Consider the following 24,956-nt stretch of genomic DNA (forward strand, 5'->3'; position numbering starts at 1 on the left):
TTTGGCCGCTAGAGGTCGGCGAGAGACCGCCAGGCAAGGCTCTGCGAGCCTTTTCGCAGCCTCGCCGGGGCTCGGCAGCGGCTACAAGGACAATGCGGCGAGGGCGCTGGCGGCTTCGGACAGTTGCAACTCACTGAAGACTTGCACGCCGTGCTGCTTGAGCAACGCCGCGGTGACGCCCTCTCCCGAGACCTTGACCCCGCTGAAGGTGCCGTCGTAGGTCAGCAGGTTGCCGCAGGATGGGCTGTTGGCCTTGAGCACGGCAACGCGAATCCCGTGCTGTTCCACCAGCTCCAGCGCCTGGCGTGCCCCAGAGAGGAACTGGGCGCTGACATCTTCGCCTTCCGTGGTCATCACCGGTGCCCGCCCTGCAAGCACATCGCCGCCCTGGCCACCGGGAATCTCCGCCGCCGCCCGTGGCGTCGGCAAGCCACCGGCCACTTCCGGACAGAGCGCAATCACCCGCCCCTCTTGCAGCCAGGCGGCCAGTTGATCGAACGGGCCGCTGGCGCCGCCGTCGTAGCGTACGCGGTGGCCCAACAGGCAGCGGCTGACCAGGATCTTGTGCATGCTCAGAACGGCTCGTTGCCACGACGCCGGAACCAACCGGTCAGGGACAGGCGTTCCCGGGTCGCGGGCAGGACTTCATGGGGCACCTCGCCGGAAAGAAACACCACCAGCCGGCCCCCGACGGGGACCACGTCGTATTGCCCCTGGTCATTGAGGTACATGCGCAACTGCCCGCCATGCTCGGGCAGCCACTGTTCATTGAGGTAGATCACCGCCGACACCATGCGCCGGTCATCGTCGCGAAAACGGTCCACATGGCGTTTGTAGAAAGCCCCTGGCGGGTACATCGCGAAGTGACACTCGAAGTCCTCCAGCCCCAGGAACAGGCCGCGATTGAGGGCCTCGCGCAGGCTGTCCATCAACCCCAGATAGGTATCGCTGGCCTCGGCCTGACCGGGCTCGAGCCACTGGATATGGTCACCGCGAATCGCCTCGCGTATTTCCTGGGCCGGGCCACGCCCCACCGCCGCAGGCGCCAGTTCACCTTCGAGTGCACGTTTACGGCACTCAGCCGCCAGTTCGAGGGTCAGAGCCTCGGACAGAAAGACATTTTGCTGCGACCAGCCACGGGTGGCCAGGTCGTCGACAATGTTCAACAACAGCGGATGATCAGAGGGTATTTGCATGGCGCGCATAGTATCCAGCATCAGATAAATCTGACAGAGCCGCAGAGCGGAGGATCGAGCATTTTTTTCCAATGCACTTTCCACTCATGACTTTAGCTGGCGATCCTGATACGAATTCTCGACAACCATCGCCTTGCCCCGGAGAATAGTCGCCTGCTGACAGGAGTCCTTATGCGCCGTTTGCTTTTCTCACTGTTGATGTTCTGCGCCTTGCCTGCCTGGGCAGACAGCCACGACCAGTTGTACAAGGTCGCCGGTTGGCCGGAACAGCGCGCGCATTTCAACGATGCCCTCAGCGCCGCCCAGCAGCGCTACCAGAACAGCTTGCCGCCAGCGGTCTACCAGGCCCTGGTGGACAACAGCAATCAGCGCTTTGCGCCCCAGGCCGTGGACCGCCGTGCCGAAGCCCAACTGCGCCAGCACCTGGCCGATCCCGCACCGGCCCTGGCCTTCTTCCAATCGCCCCTGGGACGCAAGATCGTTGCCGCCGAACTGCTGGCCACCCGTCGCGACCAGTTGGCCAAGAACGCCCAGGGCCTGCCCAAGATGCAGGCCAGCGACACCCGCCAGTTGATCATCGGCCACCTGGCCCAGGCCCTGCCGGCAAAGGAAGCCGGGGCGGAAGTCAGCCTGGCGATTGCCGGAGTCGCCGCCGACAGCCTGAGCCAGATGATTCCCGGACTGCTGGGAGGCGGCCAGGCCCAGGGCATGCTCAATGGCCAGCGCCAGCGATTGATGCAGCAGATCGGCAACGACCTGAACAACACCTTGCTCTACGTCTATCGGGATCTGTCCGACACCGAACTCGAAGAGTTCGCCACCTTCGCCGAATCCAGCGAAGGCAAGGCCTACTATCAAGCGGCCCTGGCAGCGATTCGCGCCGGCCTGGCCGTCGGCCAGAGCACCTCCAGCCTCGCCCCCTGAGCCCGGCACGCAAAGTACCCTCGTAGCGACTGCCCAGGGCCGCGCAGCAGATTGCTGCTGCGCGCAACGCTCGCGGGCGGTCGCCGCGGCGACTCAGAAATACCGGTCAAGAAAGGCGAAATACTGGTCGCGGTATGGCGCAATTTCATTGGCCAGGTGGTGCCGGGCTTGCGCCAGCATGAGGATTTCGGGCGCGGCGAACTTGCCGCGTATCACCTGCAGGTTGTGCTGCCAGTCCACGGTCATGTCCGCGTCGCCCTGGACGATCAGCGGCTGCCTGGAGCTGCGTGGCGCCGCTTCCAGGCGCTTGATCCAGCGCGACAGCGCCCCCACCCAGGCCGTTGGCAAGCGCTGCGGTTGCAAGGGGTCGGCCTGGAGGAAGGCAAGGAAATCCGGGTCATTGGAGTTCTCGCTGAAGCGTCGGGCAATGCCAGTGACGAAGGGCCGCAGCACGTAGTAGCTGAGCATCGACCAGCCCCAGGCCCGCGGCCGCACCAGGGGCGAGAGCAGCACCACCCGCCCCTGGGCCGGACTCTCGGCGCCCTGGTTGAGCAGGTGATCCATGATGATGGCGCCGCCGGTACTTTGCCCGAACAGGTGCCAGGGCTGGGGCAGGTCCAGGGCCCGGGCCTCGCCGAACAGGCCTTGCAGCACCCGCTGATACACCGCGAAGTCATCGATGCTGGCGCGCTCGCCGCTGGACAGGCCATGCCCTGGCAGATCGCAGGAGATCACCACGAAGCGGCGCTGCAGCGCCCATTCGATCACATGCCGGTACAAGCCCATGTGATCGTAGAAGCCGTGGAACAGAAACAGCGTCGCCCGCGGCTGCTCCGGCCACCAGACCTGGCAGACCACCTCGTAGTCGTCCACCTGGATACGGCCCAGGCGACTGCGGGGCACCAGCGCCCGTCCGGCAAAGTCCAGCCCGTAGAAGCGTTGATAGGCCTGAGCCTCGGCCGACAAGGGCTGCCCGGCCACCAGGGGTTGCAGGCTGGCACGCAGATGGTCGGGGTCGAAGTTCACGGACATGGGGTTTTCCAAAACGGAGGGCATTGAGACAAAACGGGCTTTCTGGGCCTGCGATATTCATCTGTCGCGACAAGCATGGCAAGCTACGCGACCTTCGAGGACCGATCTTAATGCGCCAGTCTTACCGCACGCCCCTGCTTGCCAGCCTGCTCGTCCTGATGTGCGCCGTTGTGCTGTGGAGCGCCTACGACTGGTTCCAGGGGCGCTATCTGCGGGCGTTCAGTGAACACACCGCGGTATTTTCCGGCGACCCGCTGCAACTGCCCGCCGAACTGGCCGGCCCTGGCGCCATTCGCCTGGTGCACTTCTGGGATCCGGCCTGCCCCTGCAACGTCGGCAACCAGCAGCACCTGGCCGAGCTGATCGCCACCTACGGCTCGCAAGGCGTGGAGTTCTATTCGGTGCAGAAACCCGGCAGTCACGGCCAGTTGCCCGCGACCCTGAGCGCCCTGAAGCCCCTCGACCACCTGCCCGGCGCCGAACAGATCCCCGCCAGTCCGGCGGTGGCGATCTGGGATCGCAACGGCAAGCTGGCCTACTTCGGGCCCTACAGCGAAGGCCTGACCTGCAATTCCAGCAACAGCTTCATCGAGCCCATCCTCCAGGCCTTGGCCAGCGATCGCCAGATCAATGCCACCCATACCCTCGCGGTAGGCTGCTATTGTCCCTGGCCGGCCAGTACCCACTAGGGCATTCGCGACTATTCAAGGACCGCCTCCTGCCCGAGGCCCAAGACTTGTGCTAAATCTCTGCAGCTCTCAAGGCGGCACTGACAACAACAGCAAGGAGCCCGCATGAAACGCAGCCTGACTCTGGTCGCCGTTCTGATCCTCGCCCTGCTGGCGGGTGCCGCCGGTTATCTGTACAGCAAGCAGCCGACGCGTCAGGGCCAGGTGGAAATCCGTGGCCTGCAGGGCTCGGTGACCGTGCGCTACGACGAGCGCGGGGTCCCGCACATCCGTGCGGAAAACGAAGCCGACCTGTATCGCGCCCTGGGTTACGTCCACGCCCAGGACCGGCTGTTCCAGATGGAAATGCTGCGCCGCCTGTCCCGGGGCGAGCTGGCAGAAGTCCTCGGCCCCAAGCTGCTGGACACCGACAAGCTGTTCCGCAGCCTGCGCATCCGCGAGCGCGCCGACAGCTACGTGGCCGGCCTTGAACGCCAGTCTCCGGCGTGGAAGGCCCTGGAAGCCTATCTGGACGGCATCAACCAGTATCAGGACAGCCACGCCAGCCCCATGGAGTTCGATGCCCTGGGCATCCACAAGCGGCCGTTCACCGCCGAGGACACGGTCAGCGTCGCCGGCTTCATGGCCTACAGCTTCGCCATGGCCTTTCGCACCGAACCGCTCTTGACCTACATCCGCGATCAGCTGGGCAACGATTACCTGAAAGTCTTCGACCTCGACTGGCAGCCCAAGGGCGTACTGGCCAAGGGCAAGCCGCAACCGGCGCTGCCCCTGGCCGCGGTCGACTGGCAGGACCTGGGCCGGATCTCGCGCCTGAGCCAGGATGCCCTGAGCGACGCCGGACTGCCGCAATTCGAAGGCAGCAACGCCTGGGCCGTGGCCGGCACGCGGACCAAAAGCGGCCGCCCCCTGCTGGCCGGCGACCCGCACATCCGCTATTCCCTGCCGTCGGTGTGGTACGAGGCGCAGCTGTCGGCGCCGGGCTTCGAGCTCTATGGCCATCATCAGGCCCTGGTGCCCTTCGCCTTCCTGGGCCACAACCTGGATTTCGGCTGGAGCCTGACCATGTTCCAGAACGACGATCTCGACCTGATCGCCGAGAAGGTCAACCCGCAGAACGCCAATCAGGTCTGGTTTCGTGACCAGTGGGTCGACCTGATCAGCAGCGAGCAGCAGATTGCGGTCAAGGGCCAGGCCCCGGTCACCCTGACCCTGCGCCGCTCGCCCCACGGACCGATCATCAACGACATGCTCGGCACCACCGTGGGCAAGGCCCCGGTGGCCATGTGGTGGGGTTTCCTGGAAACCCCGAACCCGATCCTCGACGGTTTCTACCAGCTCAACCGCGCCGACACCCTGGCCAAGGTCCGCGCTGCGGCGGCCAAGGTCCATGCCCCCGGCCTCAACATCATCTGGGCCAACGCCAAGGGCGATATCGGCTGGTGGGCGGCGGCGCTGCTGCCCAAACGCCCGGCCGGGGCCAAGCCGGCGTTCATGCTCGACGGCAGCACGGTCATGGCCGACAAGGAAGGCTTCTATCCCTTCAGTGCCAACCCTCAGGAAGAGAATCCGGCCAGGGGCTACATTGTCTCGGCCAATTTCCAACCGGTTTCACCTACCGGCATGGAGATTCCCGGCTACTACAACCTCGCCGACCGCGGCCAGCAACTGGATCGCCAGCTCAGCGACAAGAGCGTGAAATGGGACCTGGAAAACACCCAGAAGCTGCAGCTGGGCACGACCACTGCCTACGGGCCGCGCCTGCTGGCACCGCTGCTGCCCGTGCTGCGGGACGTGGTCGGCGACCCCGAGGAACAGAAGCTGGTGGAGCAACTGGCCAAGTGGCAGGGCGACTACCCGCTGGACTCCACCAGCGCCACCCTGTTCAACCAGTTCCTGTTCGAGCTGGCCAACGCCACCTTCCATGAAAAACTCGGTGACGCCTACTTCGACGCGCTGATCCAGGCCCGGGTGGTGGATGCCGCCCTGCCCCGGCTGGCGGCCGATCCCGACTCGCCCTGGTGGGACAACCGCACCACGCCACAGCGCGAAAGCCGGGTCGACACGGTCAGGGTGGCCTGGCGCGCCAGCATCGACCACCTGCGGCTGACCCTCGGCGCCAACCCGGCACAGTGGCGCTGGGGCAGCGCCCACACCCTGACCCACGGCCACCCCCTGGGGATGCAGAAGCCTCTGGACCGGGTATTCAACGTTGGCCCCCTGGACGCTCCCGGCAGCCATGAGGTGCCGAACAACCTCACCGCCAAGATCGGGCCGGCGCCCTGGTCGGTGGTCTACGGTCCCTCGACCCGACGCATCATCGACTTCGCCGACCCGGCCCACAGCCTGACCATCAACCCGGTGGGCCAGAGCGGCGTGCTGTTCGACAAGCACTACGACGACCAGGCCGAGGCCTACATCGAAGGCGTCTACCAACAGGCTCACTTCAGCGACGAGGAAGTCACCGCCAATACCCGCAGCACCCTGAAGCTGCTGCCGGCGCGCCGCCCCTGAGCGCCTCGCCCCGTAGGAGCTGGCTTGCCAGCGAAGAGGCTTGCAAGCCTGGCGCGCATCTCGCGAACGCTTTCGCCGGCAAGCCGGCTCCTACGGCGAAACAGGCGGCATGAGGCAATAAAAAACCTCGCTCCCGGTTACGGGGCGAGGTTTTTTATTGCGAACCTGAGGTGTTGCGAACCTGAGGTCAGACCGCTTCCGGCGCTTGGGCCCGGCGCACGTCCGGCTGCTTCCACGAATCGGCGGCGCTTTCTTCGATGGCCTGCTGGATCGCGCGCTTGCGGGATTCTTCGGCGCGACGGCTGAAGAACCAGACCAGGAAGGTCACCAGGGACACCGCCAGCAGGATCAGGCTGGCCACGGCGTTGATCTCCGGCTTGACCCCCAGGCGCACCGCCGAGAACACCTCCATCGGCAAGGTGGTGGAACCCGGGCCGGAAACGAAGCTGGCCAGCACCAGGTCATCCAGGGACAGGGCAAAGGACATCATGCCGCCGGCCGCCAGCGACGGCGCGATCATCGGGATGGTGATCAGGAAGAACACCTTCCACGGCCGCGCGCCCAGGTCCATGGCCGCCTCTTCGATGGACAGGTCAAGCTCGCGCAAGCGAGCCGACACCACCACCGCCACATAGGCCGCGCAGAACGTGGTGTGGGCGATCCAGATGGTGACGATGCCGCGCTCCTGCGGCCAGCCCACAGCCTGGGCCATGGCCACGAACAGCAGCAACAGCGACAGACCGGTGATCACCTCGGGCATCACCAGCGGCGCGGTCACCAGGCCACCGAACAGGGTGCGCCCCTTGAAGTGGGTGATCCGGGTCAGCACGAACGCCGCCAGGGTGCCCAGGGCCACCGCCGCCACCGCGGTGTAGCAGGCGATCTCCAGGGAACGCACCACCGAGCCCATCAGCTGGGTGTTATCCAGCAGGCCGACGTACCAGTTGATCGACCAGCCGCCCCAAACGGTCACCAGTTTCGAGGCGTTGAACGAGTAGATCACCAGGATCAGCATCGGCAGGTAGATGAACAACAGGCCCAACACCAGCATCAGGCTGGAGAAACTGAAGCGCTTCATTCCTTGCCCTCCATTTCCTTGGCCTGACTGCGGTTGAACAGGATGATCGGCACAATCAGGATCGCCAGCATCACCACCGCCAGGGCGGACGCCACCGGCCAGTCACGGTTGTTGAAGAACTCTTGCCACAGCACCTTGCCGATCATCAGGGTTTCCGGGCCGCCCAGGAGTTCCGGAATCACGAACTCGCCCACCACCGGGATGAACACCAGCATGCAGCCGGCGATGATGCCGTTCTTGGACAGCGGCACGGTGATCTTCCAGAAGCTGTTGAAGGTACTCGAGCCCAGGTCGGCAGCGGCCTCCAGCAGGCTGGTGTCGTGCTTCACCAGGTTGGCGTACAGCGGCAGGATCATGAACGGCAGGTAGGAATAGACCACGCCGATGTACACCGCGATGTTGGTGTTGAGGATCTGCAGCGGCTCGTTGATCCAGCCCATGGACAGCAGGAAGCCGTTAAGCAGGCCGTTGTTGCTGAGGATGCCCATCCAGGCATAGACGCGGATCAGGATCGCGGTCCAGGTCGGCATCATGATCAGCAGCACCAGCACGGTCTGCAGCTCTTTGCGGGCACTGGCGATGGCATAGGCCATCGGGTAGCCGATCAGCAGGCAGAGGATGGTGCTGAAGAACGCCATCTTCAGCGAGCCGAGGTAGGCGGCGATGTACAGCTCGTCGTCCCCCAGCATGGCGTAGTTGCCCAGGTTGAGCAGCACCTGCAGCTTCTGGTCGACGTAGCTGTAGATCTCGGTGTACGGCGGAATGGCCACGTCCGCTTCGGCGAAGCTGATCTTCAGGACGATGAAGAACGGCAGCATGAAGAACAGGAACAGCCAGATGAACGGAACCCCGATGACCATCTGACGGCCACCGGGAATTATTCGATTGAGTCGGCGCTTGAGCTTTCGCATGTTCATGAGCGCAGTACCACGCCGCTGTCGTCTTCCCACCAGACGTAGACCTGGTCACCCCAGGTCGGCCGCGCGCCACGGCGCTCGGCGTTGGCGACGAAGGATTGCACCAGCTTGCCGCTCGGCAGCTCGACGTAAAACACCGAATGCCCGCCCAGGTAGGCGATGTCATGCACCTTGCCGCTGGACCAGTTGTATTCGCAGGTCGGCATTTCGGCGGTGACCAGCAGCTTCTCCGGACGAATCGCGTAGGTCACCGACTTGTCCTGCACCGAGGTACTGATGCCGTGGCCGACGTAGATGTTGCGATCCAGGTCCTTGCAGGTGATCAGCGCGTGACCCTCGGCATCGTCCACCACTTCACCCTCGAAGATGTTGACGTTGCCGATGAATTCGCAGACCAGGCGGCTGACCGGGGTCTCGTAGATGTCGATCGGGCTGCCGATCTGAGCGATCCAGCCCAGGTGCATGATGGCGATGCGCTCGGCCATGGTCATGGCCTCTTCCTGGTCGTGGGTCACCATCACGCAGGTCACGCCGACGCGCTCGATGATTTCCACCAGCTCCAGCTGCATCTGCGAACGCAGTTTCTTGTCCAGGGCGCCCATGGGTTCGTCCAGCAAGAGCAGCTTGGGACGCTTGGCCAGGGAACGGGCCAGGGCCACACGCTGGCGCTGGCCACCGGACAGCTGGTGCGGCTTGCGCTTGGCGTACTGGCTCATCTGCACCAGCTTGAGCATTTCTGCCACCCGTGCGTCGATTTCCGCCGGCGGGATCTTGTCCTGCTTGAGGCCGAAGGCGATGTTCTGGGCCACGGTCATGTGCGGGAACAACGCGTAGGACTGGAACATCATGTTGATCGGCCGCTCGTAAGGCGGCATGTCGGTGATGTCCACGCCATCGAGGAAGATTCGCCCCTCCGTTGGCCGTTCGAAACCGGCCAGCATCCGCAGCAAGGTGGACTTGCCCGAACCCGAACCGCCGAGCAGGGCGAAGATCTCGCCCTTCTTGATTTCCAGGGACACATCGTCCACGGCAACCGTCTCGTCGAACTTCTTCGTGACCCGGTCGATTTTGACCAGCACCTGCTTAGGTGTCTGGTCGCCCTCGAGGGCTTTCTTATAGGCGCCGGAGGCAACTGCCATTTGCGAAACTCCCAACAAAATTTGCAGCCCGCCCCATGCGGGCGGACCTTGGATAGTTTGAGCCTGTGGAACTATTTACCCGTCTTGACCTTGGTCCAGCTGCGGGTCATCAAGCGTTGGATATTGGGTGGCAACTCGATGGACACGTAGGTCTTGTCGAGTACGGCTTGCGGTGGATAAACCGCTTCGTCGGTGCGAATGGACTGCTCCATCAGCTTGTCCGACCCGGGGTTGGGGTTGGCATAACCGACATAGTCACTGACCTGGGCAATCACCTCAGGTTGCAGCAAATAGTTGATGAAGGCGTGAGCCTCCTTGACGTTGGTCGAGTCCTTGGGGATCGCCAGCATGTCGAACCACAGGGCACCGCCTTCCTTCGGAATGGCGTAGGCGATGTTCACGCCCTTGCCGGCGTCGGCGGCCCGGGCCTTGGCCTGGAACACATCGCCGGAAAAGCCGATGGCCACGCAGATATTGCCGTTGGCCAGGTCCGAGATGTACTTGGACGAATGGAAGTAGGTCACGTAGGGACGCACCGCCAGCAGCTTGGCCTCGGCCTTCTTGTAGTCCTGGGGGTTGGTACTGTTGGCATCCAGGCCCAGGTAGTTGAGGACCGTGGGCAGCATTTCATCGGCGGAGTCGAGGAAGGCCACGCCGCAGCTGTTGAGCTTCTTGATGTTCTCCGGCTCGAACAGCACGCTCCAGGAGTCGATCTTGTCCACGCCCAGCACGGCCTTGACCTTGTCGACGTTGTAGCCGATGCCGTTGGTGCCCCACAGGTACGGCACTGCGTACTGGTTGCCCGGGTCGTTCATTTCCAGGCGCTTGAGCAGCGCCGGATCGAGATTCGAGTAGTTCGGCAGCAGGCTCTTGTCGAGCTTCTGGAACGCGCCGGCCTTGATCTGCTTGCCCAGGAAGTGGTTGGACGGCACCACCACGTCATAACCGGTACGACCGGCCAGCAACTTGCCTTCCAGGGTTTCGTTGGAATCGAAAACGTCATACACCGGCTTGATGCCCGTGGCCTTTTCAAACTCGGCCAGGGTGTTTTTCCCAATGTAGTCGGACCAGTTATAAATATGCACGGACGGTGCAGCCTGGACGCCAGCCACCAGCGTCAGGCTGGCGGCGACCAGCATGGCTTTGCGAAATAAAGAAATAGGCAAGTGGAGGTCCTCTTCAATAGTTGGGCCCAAGTTGCCCCGCGCTACCTGACAGCCTCCGAGCTGCCCAGCAACAAAACCGGCGCGCAACTTACCCTCGATAAACCAATCCAGCAAAACTTTCTGTCATTTAATTGTTTCCTGTTGCCGCCCTCGCCATGACGACGGCAACAGGTCGTGCTGCAAATCGGCTTATTTGCCGGATTTGATCTTGGTCCAGCTGCGGGTCAGGATGCGCTGGGTCGCGGCCGGCAGGTCGGCAATCGCGTACAGCTTGGCCTGGACTTCAGCTGGCGGGTAAACGCCCGGGTCGCTGGTGATGTCTTTATCGACCAGTGGGGTTGCAGCCGCGTTACCGTTGGGGAAACGCACGGCGTTGGTGATTTCGGCCATGACTTCAGGCTTTTGCAGGAAGGTCATGAACTTGTAGGCGCCTTCGACGTTTTCCGCGTCTTTAGGGATGGCGACCATGTCGTAGAAGCTGCCAGCACCTTCTTTCGGAATGTTGTAGCTGACCTTGACCTTGTCACCGGCTTCGGCAGCACGGGCCTTGGCCTGGTAGATATCGCCCGAGTAGCCCACGGCGACGCAGATGTTGCCGTTAGCCAGGTCGGAGATGTACTTGGAGGAGTGGAAGTAGGCGATCGAAGGACGGATCTTGAGGAACAGCGCTTCGGCTTCAGCCAGCTGTTTCTTGTCCTGGCTGTCGGTCGGGTAGCCCAGGTAGTGCAGCGCCACCGGAATCATCTCGGTTGGCGAATCGAGGAAGCTGACGCCGCAGGCCTTCAACTTCTCGGCATTTTCCGGCTTGAACAGCAGGTCCCAGGAGTTGGTCGGTGCGTCGGCACCCAACACCGCCTTGACCTTCTCGGCGTTGAAACCGATGCCGATCGAGCCCCACATGTAAGGGAAAGCGTGCTTGTTGCCCGGGTCGCTCACCGATACCGCCTTGAGCAGCGATTCGTTGAGGTTCTTCCAGTTCGGCAGCTTGGACTTGTCCAGCTCCTGATAGACGCCGGCCTTGATCTGCTTGGCCAGGAAGTTGTTGGAAGGCACTACCACGTCGTAGCCGGATTTGCCGGCGAGCAACTTGGCTTCCAGGGTTTCGTTGCTGTCGAACACGTCGTAGACCACTTTGATGCCCGACTCGGCTTCAAACTTCTTGATGGTGTCCGGAGCGATGTAGTCGGACCAGTTGTAAACGTGCAGCACTTTATCGTCCGCCTGTGCTGCCGCCGCCATCACGCCCATCAGGGACATGGCGAGGAGGGTCTTGCCAGCTAACTTCATACCTAATGCCTTCATGCGTAATGCTCCAATTATTCTTTTTAACCACTCGTTCAGCGGCCAATATCCGGGCAACCAAAACGGCGGGTAGTCTGGCAAGATCCAAGGCCGGCTTTCAAGGAAAGACCGGCCTTTATGCCTGCTTCGAACAGGGCGCCCGCAAGCACCGCGATCAAAGCCTAGCACTCAGCCCTGCAGGGCACTCAAGGTCAGGTCCAGGCACTTGCGCGCCTTGGCTACCAGCTCGTCGATCTCCGCTTCGCTGATCACCAGGGGCGGGGCAATGATCATGGTGTCGCCCACGGCACGCATGATCAGGCCGTTGTCGAAACAGAACTGCCGACAGATCATGCCCACGCCCCGGCCCTGATAGCGCGCCCGGGTGGCCTTGTCCTTGACCAGCTCGATCGCCCCCAGCAGACCCACCCCGCGAACCTCGCCCACCAACGGATGGTCGTTCAGCTCACGCAGACGTTTCTGCAAATAAGGTGCCGTTTTTTCATGGACGCGCTGGATAATTTTTTCCTCGCGCATGATGCGGATGTTCTCCAGGGCCACGGCAGCGGCTACCGGATGCCCGGAATAGGTGAAACCGTGGTTGAAGTCGCCGCCCTCGTTGAGCACCGCCACCACTTCGTCACGCACGATCAGGCCACCCATGGGGATGTAGCCGGAGGTCAGGCCCTTGGCGATGGTCATCATGTCGGGCTTGAGGTCGTAGAAATCGCTACCGAACCACTCACCGGTACGACCAAAGCCACAAATCACCTCGTCGGCGACAAACAGGATGTCGTACTTGGCGAGAATCTCCTTGATCCGCGGCCAGTAGCTGTCTGGCGGCACGATCACGCCACCGGCGCCCTGGATCGGCTCGGCGATAAAGGCACCGACGTTGTCCACGCCCAGTTCCAGGATCTTTGCTTCGAGTTGATTGGCCGCCCAGATGCCGAACTCGTCGGGGCTCATGTCGCCGCCCTCGCCGAACCAGTAGGGTTGCGGGATATGGACGATGCCCGGGATTGGCAAGTCGCCCTGTTCGTGCATGTAGGTCATGCCGCCGAGGCTGGCGCCGGCCACGGTGGAGCCGTGGTAGCCATTGACCCGGCTGATGATGGTTTTCTTGTTCGGCTGGCCCTTGATCGCCCAGTAATGGCGGACCATGCGCAGCATGGTGTCGTTGCCTTCGGAACCGGAACCGGTGAAGAACACATGATTCATGCCTTGCGGCGCGATCTCGGCAATCACCTTGGACAACTCCAGCACCGGCGGATGCGCGGTCTGGAAGAACAGGTTGTAGTACGGCAGTTCGCGCATTTGCTGGCTGGCGGCATCGGCCAGCTCATCACGGCCATAGCCGATGGCGACGCACCATAGACCGGCCATGCCGTCGAGAATCTGATTGCCTTCACTGTCCCAGAGATACACGCCTTTGGCGTGGGTGATGATCCGCGGCCCCTTTTCTTTCAATTGCTTGAAATCACTGAAGGGCGCCAGGTGGTGATCACTGCTGAGGGTTTGCCACTCGCGGGTTTGCGGGTTTTTTTGAGTCATCAATCTCTCCTAAGTGTCAGTGAAGGCGCCACTGGCGGGCAGTGGCGCCCGGCGAATCAGACGGCGAACAACAGGAATTCCCGCTCCCACGAACTGATCACGCGCTTGAAGTTTTCATGTTCGGCCCGCTTCACCGCGACGTAGCCGGTGATGAACTTCTGGCCCAGGTACTTCTCGATGGTCTTGCTGTTTTCCATGCGCTCCAGGGCGTCCTCGATGGTCAGCGGCAGACGCAGGTTGCGGCGTTCATAGCCGCGCCCGACCACCGGCGCACTCGGGTTGTGGCCCTCGACCATGCCGATGTAGCCACACAACAGACTGGCGGCGATCGCCAGGTAGGGGTTGGCGTCGGCACCCGGCAGGCGGTTTTCCACCCGACGGTTCTGCGGACCGGCATCCGGCACCCGCAGGCCCACGGTGCGGTTCTCCTCGCCCCACTCGACGTTCACCGGTGCCGAAGTGTCCGGCAGGAAGCGGCGGAACGAGTTGACGTTGGGAGCGAACAGCGGCAGCAGCTCGGGGATGAACTTCTGCAAGCCGCCGATGTGGTTGAGGAACAGCTGGCTCATGGTCCCGTCCTCGTTGGAGAAGACGTTCTTGCCAGTGTTGATGTCGATGATGCTCTGGTGCAGGTGCATGGCACTGCCGGGCTCGCCGGTCATGGGCTTGGCCATGAAGGTGGCGGCCACGTCGTGCTTGAGCGCGGCTTCGCGCATGGTGCGCTTGAACACCAGGATCTGGTCGGCCAGGGACAGGGCATCGCCGTGACGGAAGTTGATTTCCATCTGCGCCGTGCCGTCCTCGTGGATCAGCGTATCCAGGTCCAGTTCCTGCAGTTCGCACCAGTCGTAGACGTCCTCGAACAGCGGATCGAATTCGTTGGCCGCTTCGATGGAGAACGACTGGCGACCGGTTTCCGGGCGGCCGGAACGGCCGATCGGCGGCTGCAGCGGGTAGTCGGGGTCGTCACTGCGCTTGGTCAGGTAGAACTCCATCTCCGGCGCCACGATGGGCTGCCAGCCGTGGTCGGCGTAGAGCTTGAGGACTTTCTTCAGGACGTTGCGCGGCGACAGCTCGATGGGGTTGCCCTGCTTGTCGTAGGTGTCATGGATCACCTGGGCCGTGGGCTCGATGGCCCAGGGCACCAGGTACACCGCGTTATGGTCCGGGCGGCAGACCATGTCGATATCCGCCGGGTCCAGCAGCTCGTAGTAGATGTCGTCTTCGACATAGTCGCCGGTCACGGTCTGCAACAGCACGCTCTCGGGCAGGCGCATGCCTTTTTCGGCAATGAACTTGTTGGTCGGCGAGATCTTGCCCCGGGTGATACCGGTCAGGTCGCCGATCATGCATTCGACTTCTGTGATCTTGTGGTCTTTCAACCAATCGGTGAGCTGGTCGAGGTTGTTACTCATAAATGCCTCTAGGCTGAGTTTCCTGACTCTCTATTAAGTCAGGCGTTGTGTGACGCTTCGGCGTCGCGTTGTTTTGCCCGCTGGCGGCAGGCATCACCAAAAGCCTGGAAAATGGCCAGGTAGTGAGGGTTGCAGCTTACCTGCCATTCGGGGTGCCATTGCACCCCCAACGCAAAAGCCTTGCTTGCTTCGACCGAAACGGCCTCGACCAGGCCGTCGACAGCCAGCGCCTCGACCCGCAGCCCCGGCGCCAGACGTTCAACGCCTTGAGCATGAATCGAGTTGACCTGGATCGTCTGCGGCAGGCCCAGGCCCGCCAGGACACCACCGGCCTGGACATGCACGTCATGGGCCGGTGCGTACCAGGCATCCAGGGGCTGGTCGGCCTCTTCATCATGGCGGTGGTCCATGAACGGCGGCACTTCATGCACGTTCTGGTGGAGGCTGCCGCCCAGGGCGACGTTCATTTCCTGAAACCCGCGGCAGATGCCCAGCACGGGAACGCCCGCGGCAACGGCAGCGTCCAGCAGGGGCAGGGTCGCTGCATCCCGTGCAGAATCATGAGCAGTGCCGGGCGCGCTGGCGGGCCCCTGGTAATGGAAAGGTTCGATATTGGAGGGAGAGCCGGTAAAGAGGATGCCGTCCAGACCGTCCAGAATATCGGACGGGGAAAGCAGCTGCGCCAGGGATGGAAGAATCACCGGCACGCCCTGGGCTGCGCTGGCTACTGCCTGGACATACTCGTCGCCACTGATGTGATAAGCATGCAGACCGATCTGCCTGGAGCAGGTGGTGATGCCGATTAACGGCAGGCGAGACATGAAACACCCCGGTATTATTGCTGTTATGGGTTTGATTCGAGCTTAGCCTTGTTCATTTTTTTACACAACACCCCCGTAAAAAATACAACACGGCCCGCTCAAGCCTGCGCTACCCGAGGCAGTCGAGTCCCAAAAAATGCCCTGTTTTGCCCCAAAAGAGCCTTGGTAGCCCTTTATTAGGGCGTAAAGAGCCTTACTTGACTTCGGCATGCCGTTCGGGTTGACTGAAACCAGAAAAGATCAATGATTGATATTTTTAACAACAAAGGTGTTGCATCATGTCGGTACCCCCGCGTGCCGTTCAGCTTAACGAAGCGAACGCGTTCCTTAAGGAACATCCTGAGGTTCTGTACGTTGACCTTCTGATTGCGGATATGAATGGTGTGGTGCGCGGCAAGCGCATCGAACGCACCAGCCTCCACAAGGTTTACGAGAAAGGCATCAACCTGCCGGCCTCCCTCTTTGCCCTGGATATCAATGGCTCTACGGTGGAAAGCACCGGCCTGGGCCTGGACATCGGCGATGCTGACCGAATCTGCTATCCGATCCCCGATACCCTGTGCAATGAACCCTGGCAGAAGCGCCCTACTGCGCAGCTGCTGATGACCATGCACGAGCTGGAAGGCGATCCGTTCTTCGCCGATCCACGGGAAGTGCTGCGTCAGGTCGTGACCAAGTTCGACGAACTGGGACTGACCATCTGCGCAGCCTTCGAACTGGAGTTCTACCTGATCGACCAGGAGAACGTGAACGGCCGTCCACAGCCTCCACGCTCACCGATCTCCGGTAAACGCCCACATTCCACTCAGGTCTACTTGATCGACGATCTCGACGAATACGTCGACTGCCTCCAGGACATTCTGGAAGGTGCCAAGGAGCAAGGCATCCCGGCCGACGCCATCGTCAAGGAAAGTGCCCCGGCGCAGTTCGAGGTGAACCTGCACCACGTGGCCGACCCGATCAAGGCCTGCGACTACGCGGTACTGCTCAAGCGCCTGATCAAGAACATCGCCTACGACCATGAGATGGACACCACCTTCATGGCCAAGCCTTACCCGGGCCAGGCGGGCAACGGTCTGCACGTCCACATTTCGGTTCTGGATAAAGATGGCAAGAACATCTTTGCCAGCGAGGATCCCGAGCAGAACGCCGCACTGCGTCACGCGATCGGCGGTGTGCTCGAGACCCTACCGGCGCAGATGGCCTTCCTCTGCCCGAACGTCAACTCCTACCGTCGTTTCGGCGCCCAGTTCTATGTGCCGAACTCGCCGAGCTGGGGCCTGGACAACCGTACCGTGGCCATTCGCGTACCGACGGGCTCCGCTGATGCGGTGCGCATCGAGCACCGGGTCGCCGGTGCCGACGCCAACCCGTACCTGTTGATGGCATCGGTCCTGGCGGGCGTGCACCACGGCCTGACCAACAAGATCGAGCCGCCGGCACCGACCGAAGGCAACAGCTACGAGCAGAACGAACAAAGCCTGCCGAACAACTTGCGCGATGCCCTGCGCGAGCTGGACGACAGTGAAGTGATGGCCAAGTACATCGATCCGAAATACATCGATATCTTCGTGGCCTGCAAAGAGAGCGAGCTGGAGGAGTTCGAACACTCCATCTCCGACCTCGAGTACAACTGGTACCTGCACACCGTGTAAGCGGTTGTCGCAAAATAAAGAACGCCGCGCAGCTCACCGCTCGCGGCGTTTTTTTTGGGGCTCGGATCCATGGCCGGCGGATTCAGGAATCCTCGCACTGTCGCGTACAATGCCCGCTGCCCAGTAGGAGACACCGATGACGCGCACCGCCCCGCTTCGCAAACCCCGTGCACGCAGCCAGGCCCGGATCGACTCGATACTCGAGGCCGCCCGGACCCTGCTGGCCAGCGAGGGCGTGGCCAGCCTGTCGATCTACAGCGTGGCCGAACGGGCGCAGATTCCACCCTCATCGGTCTATCACTTCTTCGCCAGCGTCCCGGCCCTGCTGGAGGCCCTGACCGCCGATGTGCACGCTGCGTTTCGTGCCTGCCTGCAAGCCCCCATCGACCACCACCGGCTCCAGGGCTGGCGTGACCTGTCACGCCTGGTGGAACAGCGCATGCTCGACATCTACGGCGCGGACGCGGCGGCCCGCCAGCTGATCCTCGCCCAGCACGGGCTGACCGAAGTCACCCAGGCCGATCGCCAGCACGACCTAGAGCTGGGGGACCTGATGCACACACTGTTCAATCAACACTTCGAACTGCCGAGATTGCCCGCCGACGTGGACGTGTTCGCCCTGGCCATGGAGCTCGGGGACCGGGTGTATGCCCGCTCGGTGCAGCAGCACGGGCAGATCACCCCGCGCATGGCCGAGGAAGGCATGCGCGTGTTCGATGCCTACCTGAGCCTGTATCTACCGCCCTACCTGCCCAAGCGCCCAGCGCCACTCTGAGCGCTCAAGCTTGCCGCAGTAGCAGCCTGTCGATGCTGTGATCCGCTGATTTGTGAATGATCAGGTTGGCCCGTTCCCGGGTCGGCAGGATGTTTTCGATAAGGTTCTTCAGGTTAACCCTATCCCAGGTATCGGACGCCACCGACAACGCCTCGGGGTCCGAAAGCCCCTTGTACTTGTTGAAATAGGAATCTGCCGCTTGGAAAGCGGTGTTCTTCAAGTAGACAAAACGCTCCAGATACCAGGCCTTGATCGCCTCCTCGGACGCGTCGACGTAGATGGAGAAGTCGATGAAGTCCAGGGGATTCAAGCCCTGGCCCCGCTCCCCCTGCAGCACATTCAGGCCTTCGAGGATGATGATGTCCGGCGCCTCCACCGACTGCGTCTCATCGGCCAGGATGTCGTAGCGGACATGGGAATAGATGGGAATCCGCGCCGCCTCGCCCCTGCGGCACACGGCCTGGAGAAAATCCACGAACAGCGGTTCATCGTAGGACTCGGGAAACCCCTTGCGATGCAGGATATTTTTTTCCTGCAGGGTGGCCAGGGGGAACAGAAACGAATCCGTGGTCACCAGATGCACATTGGGCTTGCCCGGCCAATAGGCCAGGAGCGCCGCCAGGACCCGGGCAAAACTGCTCTTGCCCACCGCCACGCTGCCGGACACACCGATCACATAGGGGGCCTTGAAGCCGGCCTGGGGCACCTTGAGCGACTGCACCTGGGCTGCATGCAAATGCAGCAGGCGCGACAGGGGCAGCAGGATCTGCCGCACCTCTTCGGACGCCATGGGCTGGGTCGGGCTGGTCAGCGAGTCCATCTCGGACGGCGACAGGTTCATGGGTTCTCCGGCCCGCAACGCCGACCAGTGGTCGCGATCGAACTCCAGATACCCTGCGTTTGGACCCTGCTCTGTTGTCATGTTTACTGTTCAGGTCTTGCCGAAAGCAGGGAAAGTATCAAATCTGACCGGTATTTACAGCGCCCATGAAAAAGCCCCGAAGGGCTCGCACCCTTCGGGGCTGATCTCTGGCATCGCTCATAGCTTGGCGATCGACACCTCGGTGGACTTCACAAAGGCAATCACTTCGCTGCCAATGGACAGTTCCAGCTCCTTGACCGAACGGGTGGTAATCACCGAAGTGACAATCCCGGAAGCGGTCTGGACATCGATTTCCGAGAGCACGTCGCCTTCGACGATTTCCTTGATGGTGCCCTTGAACTGGTTGCGTACGTTGATGGCTTTGATGGTCATGGTATTTCTCCTAGGGTCGAAAAACAGAGCTGCAAGCTTCAAGCGCTCAGCGGCAAGCACAAGCGCGACGCTCTTGCTTGCCGCTTGCAGCTGAAAACTTGCCGCTGCTCTAGAGCGCCCAACGCAACTGCGTGGGCAAGGGTGAAACAGGTTCCGGTTCCGGCGGCGAGCCGGGCAGTGACAGCACACGGTTGAGGACTTGGGTTTCCAGGGCCGCCAGGCGATGGGAACCGCGCACGCGCGGACGCGGCAGCTCGACGTGCAGGTCCAGCCCCACCTCGCCGTCCTCGATCAGGATCACCCGATCGGCAATCGCCACCGCCTCGCTGACATCGTGGGTCACCAGCAATACGGTAAAACCGTGCTGCTGCCAGAGGCGTTCGATCAACTGCTGCATCTCGATCCGGGTCAGGGCATCCAGCGCCCCCAGCGGTTCGTCCAGCAGCAACAGCCGCGGTTGATGGATCAGGGCCCGGGCCAGCGCCACACGCTGCTTCTGGCCACCGGACAGCGCCGCCGGCCACTCATTGGCGCGATCGGCCAGGCCCACCGCCTCAAGGGCTTCCAGGGCCTGGGGCCGCCAGTGGCCCGCCAGACCGAGTCCGACGTTGTCGATGACTTTCTTCCAGGGCAGCAAACGCGCCTCCTGGAACATCAACCGGGTGTCTTCGATGGCGGCGCTCAAGGGCGCGGAGCCCGCCAGCAACTCCCCGCCCGAAGGCTGGTCGAGTCCGGCCAGCAGGCGCAGCAAGGTGCTCTTGCCGCAACCGCTGCGCCCCACCACCGCGACGAACTGGCCGGCGGGAATGTGCAGGTCGATTTCCCGCAGCACCTGGCGCGAGCCGAAGGTCTTTTGCAGTTTGCGCACGGCCAGGGGAATGCCCCGCAGCAGCCGTGGAGGTTGTTGAGCCGTCATTGGGCACCGCCTTTGGCCACTTGGTAGGCCGGATGCCAGCGCAGCCAGACCCGTTCCAGGCCACGTGCGGCCAGATCCGCCAGCTTGCCGAGCACCGCGTACATGACGATGGCCAGCACCACCACGTCGGTCTGCAGGAACTCCCGGGCGTTCATCGCCAGGTAGCCGATGCCGGAGCTGGCGGAGATGGTTTCGGCGACGATCAGGGTCAGCCACATGAAGCCCAGGGCAAAGCGCACGCCCACCAGGATCGAGGGCAAGGCCCCCGGCAGGATCACCTGGCGAAACAGCGCAAAGCCGGACAGGCCATAACTGCGCGCCATCTCCACCAGCGCCGGATCGACGTTGCGGATGCCGTGGTAGGTGTTGAGGTAGATGGGAAACAGGGTGCCCAGGGCCACCAGGAAAATCTTCGCCGACTCATCGATGCCGAACCACAGGATCACCAGGGGGATCAGCGCCAGATGCGGCACGTTGCGGATCATCTGCACCGAACTGTCCAGCAGCCGCTCGCCCCACTTCGACAGGCCGGTGATGAAGCCCAGCGCCAGGCCGATACCGCCACCGATGACAAACCCCAGCCCCGCACGCCAGCCACTGATGGCCAGGTGGGTCCAGATATCACCGCTGCGCACCAGACTGATCCCGGCTTCGATCACCGCGCTGGGAGCCGGCAGGATGCGGGTCGACAGCCAACCCGCCGACACCGACAGTTGCCACACCGCGAGCAGCAGCAAGGGCAGGGCCCAGGGCGCCAGACGCTGCACTATGCGTTGTCCATTCATGGCCGCACCTCAGCTCTGGGACGCGGCTTTGGGAATGATGTCGTTGGCGACCATCTCCCCGAACGGGCTGACGTAACCGGCGGCTTCAGGCAGCTTGGGCCGTTCGATATCCAGGTGCGGGAACAGCAACTCGGCCACGCGATAGGACTCTTCCAGGTGTGGATAACCGGAGAAGATGAAGGTATCGATGCCCAGGTCCGCGTACTCTTTCATCCGCGCCGCCACGGTCGGGCCGTCTCCCACCAGGGCGGTGCCGGCCCCGCCACGCACCAGGCCGACACCGGCCCAGAGGTTGGGGCTGACTTCCAGCCGGTCGCGACGGCCACCGTGCAGGGCCGCCATGCGCTGCTGCCCAACGGAGTCGAAGCGCGCCAGGGACGCCTGGGCCCGGGCGATGGTGTCGTCGTCCAGATGGGAAATCAGGCGTTCGGCGGCCTGCCAGGCTTCGGCATTGGTTTCCCGCACAATCACGTGCAGGCGGATGCCGAAGCGCACGCTGCGTCCAAGCTTGGCGGCCTTGTCACGCACCTGCCGGATCTTCTCGGCCACGGCAGCCGGCGGCTCGCCCCAGGTCAGAACCATGTCCACCTGCTCGGCGGCCAGGTCCTGAGCGGCTTCCGAAGAGCCACCGAAATACAGCGGCGGGCGCGGTTGCTGCAGCGGCGGATAGAGCAACTTGGCGCCCTTCACACTGATGTGCTGGCCGTCGTAATCCACGGTTTCGCCTTCCAGCACCCGGCGCCAGATACGGGTGAACTCCACCGACGCCTGATAACGCTCTTCATGGTCGAGGAACAGGCCGTCACCGGCCAGTTCGTCCGGGTCGCCACCGGTCACCAGGTTGAACAGCGCCCGGCCGCCGGACAGCCGATCCAGGGTCGCCGCCTGGCGCGCCGCCACCGTCGGGGAAATGATCCCGGGGCGCAGGGCGACCAGAAACTTCAGGCGCTGGGTCACCGGAATCAGCGAAGCCGCCACCAGCCAGGAATCCTCGCAGGAGCGTCCGGTGGGGATCAGCACGCCACCAAACCCCAGGCGGTCGGCGGCCTGGGCGATCTGCTGCAGGTAAGCATGATCCACGGCGCGGGCGCCTTCGGCGGTGCCAAGGTAATGGCCGTCGCCGTGAGTGGGCAGAAACCAGAAGATGTTGAGGCTCATGGAGTTGTCTCCTAAGGGGTCGATTTACGGCGCTTTGGCCACGGCGGCGGTGGGCGTCCAGATCACGTCTTTGATGCTCAGCGGCTTGGGAATCAACTTGAGCTGATAGAAGCTGTCGGCGATTTTCTGCTGCGCGGCGATCACCTCCGGAGTCAGGAAGCCCGCGCCGTAGCCCTGGCGCTTCACCGAGGTCAGGGTGATCTCAGTGGGCAGGCCGAGCAGCGGCGCCACCTGCTCGGTGACCTCCTGCGGATTGGCCTTGGACCACTCGCCCACCGCCCGCACTTCTTCCACCAGGGCCTTGATCACCTCGGGGTGCTGTTGCGCATAGGGTTTGGTCGCCAGGTAGAACTGGTGGTTGTCGACGATGCCGCTGCCATCGCGCAGCGTGCGCGCCTGCAGTTGCTGCTCGGCCGCCGCCTGGTAAGGGTCCCAGATGACCCAGGCGTCGACGCTGCCACGCTCGAACGCAGCGCGGGCATCGGCCGGCGGCAGGAACACGGTCTGGATATCGCTGTACTTGAGGCCGGCGTCTTCCAGGGCGCGGACCAGCAGGTAATGAACGTTGGAGCCCTTGTTCAGCACCACTTTCTTGCCCTTGAGGTCCTGCACCGACTTGATCGGCGAGTCCTTGGGCACCAGGATCGCCTCGCTATGGGGCGCCGGTGGTTCGTAGGCCACGTAGAGCAGGTCGGCACCGGCGGCCTGGGCGAACACCGGCGGGGTTTCGCCGGTCACGCCGAAGTCGATGGAACCGACGTTCAGCCCTTCCAGCAACTGCGGACCACCCGGAAACTCGGTCCACTTCACGTCCACGCCTTGCTGCGCCAGGCGCTTTTCCAGGGTGCCCTTGGCCTTGAGCAGCACCAGGGTGCCGTACTTCTGATAACCGATACGCAGGGTTTCGGCTTGAGCTTGAACGATGGCGCCGAAGGACACAGCCGCAGCAAACAGAGCGACCAGACCGCGACGCAAAATGACAGGGCGCATGGCGCTCTCCTTTTTGCTGTGGGGGTTGTGGCTGCACCTGCTTGCCCGTTGGCGGGCGAGTAAGGTCAGTACTTCACATCAGGGGTGTGACTCAAATGCTCCAGCGAGCACTCAACAGACGTTCATTCAACAGGTGTGGATCCAGCGGCTTGGGGCGGCGCGCCATGGCGCTGTGGAACTGCTCAAGCGCTTCACGCAGGCGCAGTTCCAGGGCCTCGGCCAGCTGCGGCTGGACACTGCCTTCGCCGTAGGCGATCTGGCTGTCCTCGGCAAAGATGCCCTGGAGCATTTCCTGGGCCTTGAGCGCCGAGAGCACGGGCTTGAGGGCGTAATCCACCGCCAACATATGGGCGATGCTGCCGCCGGTCGCCATGGGCAATACCACCTTGTGGCTCAGGGCACGCTCCGGCAGCAGGTCGAGCAGGGTTTTCAATGCCCCGGAAAACGACGCCTTGTACACCGGCGTAGCGATCAACAGGCCATCGGCCTGGTCGATCTGTTGCAGCAAGTCGATGACCTTGGGGCTGTCGAAGCGGGCGTGAAGCAGATCCTCGGCCGGGAAGTCCCGCACCTGGTAACTGACCACTTCCACGCCGTTGTGCTGTAACCAGCGCTTGGCCAACTCCAGCAGCACCCCGGAACGGGATCGCTGACTGGGACTGCCACCGAGAGAGACCACCAGCATTCGGGGGATTCCTTGAACTAGATAAGCGATTCGCGGGATGCGATCTCGCCGGACTGCACAGACCTTAACAGTCTATTTATATATCCATAAATCTTATTTTTTCATTTGTTTATTCCTTAAGTGAATATAACTAATGGTGATTTCCAGGCAAAAAAATAGGCCGTCGAAACGGCCTTAAAACCCCTGCTTTATGGTTCTGTTACCCCTGCATTCAGCGCAGGAGCGGGCTTGCCCGCGAAAGGATCGGCGAAATTTGCACCGGTCTCACCGCCGCCTTCGCCGGCAAGCCGGCCCCTGCAGCGGTGAGCGGGTCAGCGATTGGGTTGTGGAGTCAGGCGCAGGTAAGGCTTCACTGCGCGATAGCCTTTGGGAAAGCGGCGCTTGATCTCGTCTTCATCCTTGAGCGAAGGCACGATCACCACTTCGTCACCGTCCTGCCAGTTGGCCGGCGTGGCCACCTTGTAGTTGTCGGTGAGTTGCAGCGAGTCAATGACCCGGAGAATTTCGTTGAAGTTGCGCCCGGTGCTGGCCGGATAGGTAATGGTCAGGCGAATCTTCTTGTTCGGGTCGATGATGAACAGCGAACGCACGGTCAGGGTGTCGCTGGCATTGGGGTGGATCAGGTCGTAGAGGTCCGACACCTTGCGATCAGCGTCCGCCAGGATCGGGAAGTTGACCCGGGTGTTCTGGGTTTCGTTGATGTCTTCGATCCACTTGTGATGGGAATCCACCGGGTCCACCGACAGGGCAATGGCTTTCACCCCGCGCTGGGCGAATTCATCCTTGAGCTTGGCGGTGAAGCCCAGCTCGGTGGTGCACACCGGGGTGAAGTCCGCCGGATGGGAAAACAGCACGCCCCAGCTGTCGCCCAGCCACTCGTGGAAACGAATCTTGCCGGCACTGGAATCCTGTTCGAAGTCGGGGGCGATATCGCCCAGTCTGAGGCTCATGGCTGCTGCTCCTGTGAGTGCGTGATGGAGCTACTCTGCCTGCGCCTGAGCTTATTTAAAA

The 24,956-nt window shown here is 62.5% G+C and carries 24 protein-coding genes; 5 read left to right on the forward strand and 19 right to left on the reverse strand.

The genetic code is table 11. The features are described 5' to 3' along the window. Positions 1–81 precede the first annotated feature (81 nt). Positions 82–570: a DUF523 domain-containing protein gene (locus PST29_RS28865; RefSeq protein ID WP_060844905.1), complete on the reverse strand. Its 489-nt coding sequence runs from the start codon at positions 568–570 to the stop codon at positions 82–84. Positions 571–572: 2 nt separating this feature from the next. Next, entirely contained in the window at positions 573–1,205 is a 633-nt protein-coding gene (locus PST29_RS28870; protein WP_060844906.1) for a 2OG-Fe(II) oxygenase, read from the reverse strand. A 162-nt stretch (positions 1,206–1,367) separates the two neighbouring features. Between PST29_RS28870 and PST29_RS28875 the strand changes: the two genes are divergently transcribed. After that, positions 1,368–2,120 carry a DUF2059 domain-containing protein gene (locus tag PST29_RS28875; protein WP_016963463.1) on the forward strand — a complete coding sequence of 251 codons (753 nt, stop codon included), beginning with the start codon at positions 1,368–1,370 and terminating at the stop codon, positions 2,118–2,120. 93 nt (positions 2,121–2,213) lie between these two features. On the opposite strand, the gene PST29_RS28880 is transcribed toward PST29_RS28875, so the two are convergent. Continuing rightward, positions 2,214–3,152: an alpha/beta hydrolase gene (locus PST29_RS28880; RefSeq protein ID WP_060844907.1), complete on the reverse strand. Its 939-nt coding sequence runs from the start codon at positions 3,150–3,152 to the stop codon at positions 2,214–2,216. Positions 3,153–3,262: 110 nt separating this feature from the next. Between PST29_RS28880 and PST29_RS28885 the strand changes: the two genes are divergently transcribed. Further along, positions 3,263–3,841, forward strand: a complete 579-nt coding sequence (locus tag PST29_RS28885) for a DUF6436 domain-containing protein (RefSeq protein ID WP_060844908.1) — start codon at positions 3,263–3,265, stop codon at positions 3,839–3,841. A gap of 105 nt (positions 3,842–3,946) precedes the next feature. Next, positions 3,947–6,355 carry a penicillin acylase family protein gene (locus tag PST29_RS28890; RefSeq protein WP_060844909.1) on the forward strand — a complete coding sequence of 803 codons (2,409 nt, stop codon included), beginning with the start codon at positions 3,947–3,949 and terminating at the stop codon, positions 6,353–6,355. A 187-nt stretch (positions 6,356–6,542) separates the two neighbouring features. Here PST29_RS28890 and PST29_RS28895 read toward each other — a convergent pair whose 3' ends face one another. From PST29_RS28895 to PST29_RS28930, 8 genes are all read right to left on the reverse strand, one after another. After that, on the reverse strand, positions 6,543–7,433 hold the full coding sequence (locus PST29_RS28895; protein ID WP_060841603.1) for an ABC transporter permease subunit: 891 nt from the start codon (positions 7,431–7,433) through the stop codon (positions 6,543–6,545). Next, on the reverse strand, positions 7,430–8,311 hold the full coding sequence (locus tag PST29_RS28900; RefSeq protein ID WP_173655965.1) for an ABC transporter permease subunit: 882 nt from the start codon (positions 8,309–8,311) through the stop codon (positions 7,430–7,432). Before PST29_RS28900 ends, PST29_RS28895 begins: the two co-directional genes overlap by 4 nt. Positions 8,312–8,346: 35 nt before the next feature. Beyond that, entirely contained in the window at positions 8,347–9,489 is a 1,143-nt protein-coding gene (locus PST29_RS28905) for an ABC transporter ATP-binding protein (RefSeq protein WP_060841604.1), read from the reverse strand. 71 nt (positions 9,490–9,560) lie between these two features. Beyond that, the gene (locus tag PST29_RS28910) at positions 9,561–10,655 is read right to left on the reverse strand and encodes a polyamine ABC transporter substrate-binding protein (protein WP_060844910.1); all 1,095 of its coding nucleotides are present in this window, start codon (positions 10,653–10,655) and stop codon (positions 9,561–9,563) included. Positions 10,656–10,844: 189 nt separating this feature from the next. After that, positions 10,845–11,942, reverse strand: coding sequence for a polyamine ABC transporter substrate-binding protein (locus PST29_RS28915; protein WP_060841606.1), 1,098 nt, complete (start codon positions 11,940–11,942; stop codon positions 10,845–10,847). 183 nt (positions 11,943–12,125) lie between these two features. Next, positions 12,126–13,490, reverse strand: a complete 1,365-nt coding sequence (locus tag PST29_RS28920) for an aspartate aminotransferase family protein (RefSeq protein WP_060841607.1) — start codon at positions 13,488–13,490, stop codon at positions 12,126–12,128. 56 nt (positions 13,491–13,546) lie between these two features. Next, positions 13,547–14,905, reverse strand: coding sequence for a glutamine synthetase family protein (locus tag PST29_RS28925; RefSeq protein ID WP_060841608.1), 1,359 nt, complete (start codon positions 14,903–14,905; stop codon positions 13,547–13,549). A gap of 38 nt (positions 14,906–14,943) precedes the next feature. After that, positions 14,944–15,726, reverse strand: a complete 783-nt coding sequence (locus PST29_RS28930) for a gamma-glutamyl-gamma-aminobutyrate hydrolase family protein (RefSeq protein ID WP_060844911.1) — start codon at positions 15,724–15,726, stop codon at positions 14,944–14,946. Positions 15,727–16,004: 278 nt separating this feature from the next. Between PST29_RS28930 and PST29_RS28935 the strand changes: the two genes are divergently transcribed. Together PST29_RS28935 and PST29_RS28940 are read left to right on the forward strand one after the other, a co-directional pair. Then, positions 16,005–17,381, forward strand: coding sequence for a glutamine synthetase family protein (locus tag PST29_RS28935; protein ID WP_047306546.1), 1,377 nt, complete (start codon positions 16,005–16,007; stop codon positions 17,379–17,381). A gap of 136 nt (positions 17,382–17,517) precedes the next feature. After that, positions 17,518–18,156: a TetR/AcrR family transcriptional regulator gene (locus PST29_RS28940; protein ID WP_060841610.1), complete on the forward strand. Its 639-nt coding sequence runs from the start codon at positions 17,518–17,520 to the stop codon at positions 18,154–18,156. Between the two features lie 4 nt (positions 18,157–18,160). Here PST29_RS28940 and coaA read toward each other — a convergent pair whose 3' ends face one another. The 8 genes from coaA to PST29_RS28980 form a co-directional block, all read right to left on the reverse strand. Next, a complete protein-coding gene (gene coaA, locus PST29_RS28945) occupies positions 18,161–19,078 on the reverse strand; it encodes a type I pantothenate kinase (RefSeq protein ID WP_060844912.1) in 918 nt (305 codons plus the stop codon). A 117-nt stretch (positions 19,079–19,195) separates the two neighbouring features. Next, on the reverse strand, positions 19,196–19,411 hold the full coding sequence (locus PST29_RS28950) for a TOBE domain-containing protein (RefSeq protein ID WP_011064106.1): 216 nt from the start codon (positions 19,409–19,411) through the stop codon (positions 19,196–19,198). A gap of 109 nt (positions 19,412–19,520) precedes the next feature. Beyond that, positions 19,521–20,327, reverse strand: coding sequence for an aliphatic sulfonates ABC transporter ATP-binding protein (ssuB, locus tag PST29_RS28955; protein WP_060841612.1), 807 nt, complete (start codon positions 20,325–20,327; stop codon positions 19,521–19,523). After that, positions 20,324–21,112, reverse strand: a complete 789-nt coding sequence (gene ssuC, locus PST29_RS28960) for an aliphatic sulfonate ABC transporter permease SsuC (protein ID WP_060841613.1) — start codon at positions 21,110–21,112, stop codon at positions 20,324–20,326. Before ssuC ends, ssuB begins: the two co-directional genes overlap by 4 nt. A 9-nt stretch (positions 21,113–21,121) precedes the next feature. After that, positions 21,122–22,270, reverse strand: a complete 1,149-nt coding sequence (gene ssuD, locus PST29_RS28965) for an FMNH2-dependent alkanesulfonate monooxygenase (RefSeq protein WP_060841614.1) — start codon at positions 22,268–22,270, stop codon at positions 21,122–21,124. 24 nt (positions 22,271–22,294) lie between these two features. Further along, on the reverse strand, positions 22,295–23,260 hold the full coding sequence (locus PST29_RS28970) for a sulfonate ABC transporter substrate-binding protein (protein ID WP_060841615.1): 966 nt from the start codon (positions 23,258–23,260) through the stop codon (positions 22,295–22,297). Between the two features lie 91 nt (positions 23,261–23,351). Further along, the gene (gene ssuE, locus PST29_RS28975) at positions 23,352–23,945 is read right to left on the reverse strand and encodes an NADPH-dependent FMN reductase (RefSeq protein WP_060841616.1); all 594 of its coding nucleotides are present in this window, start codon (positions 23,943–23,945) and stop codon (positions 23,352–23,354) included. Between the two features lie 311 nt (positions 23,946–24,256). Then, complete coding sequence (locus PST29_RS28980; RefSeq protein WP_060841617.1) at positions 24,257–24,895, reverse strand: peroxiredoxin; 639 nt, start codon at positions 24,893–24,895, stop codon at positions 24,257–24,259. Positions 24,896–24,956 lie beyond the last annotated feature (61 nt).

The organism is Pseudomonas sp. St29 (assembly GCF_001547915.1).
Lineage (GTDB): Bacteria > Pseudomonadota > Gammaproteobacteria > Pseudomonadales > Pseudomonadaceae > Aquipseudomonas.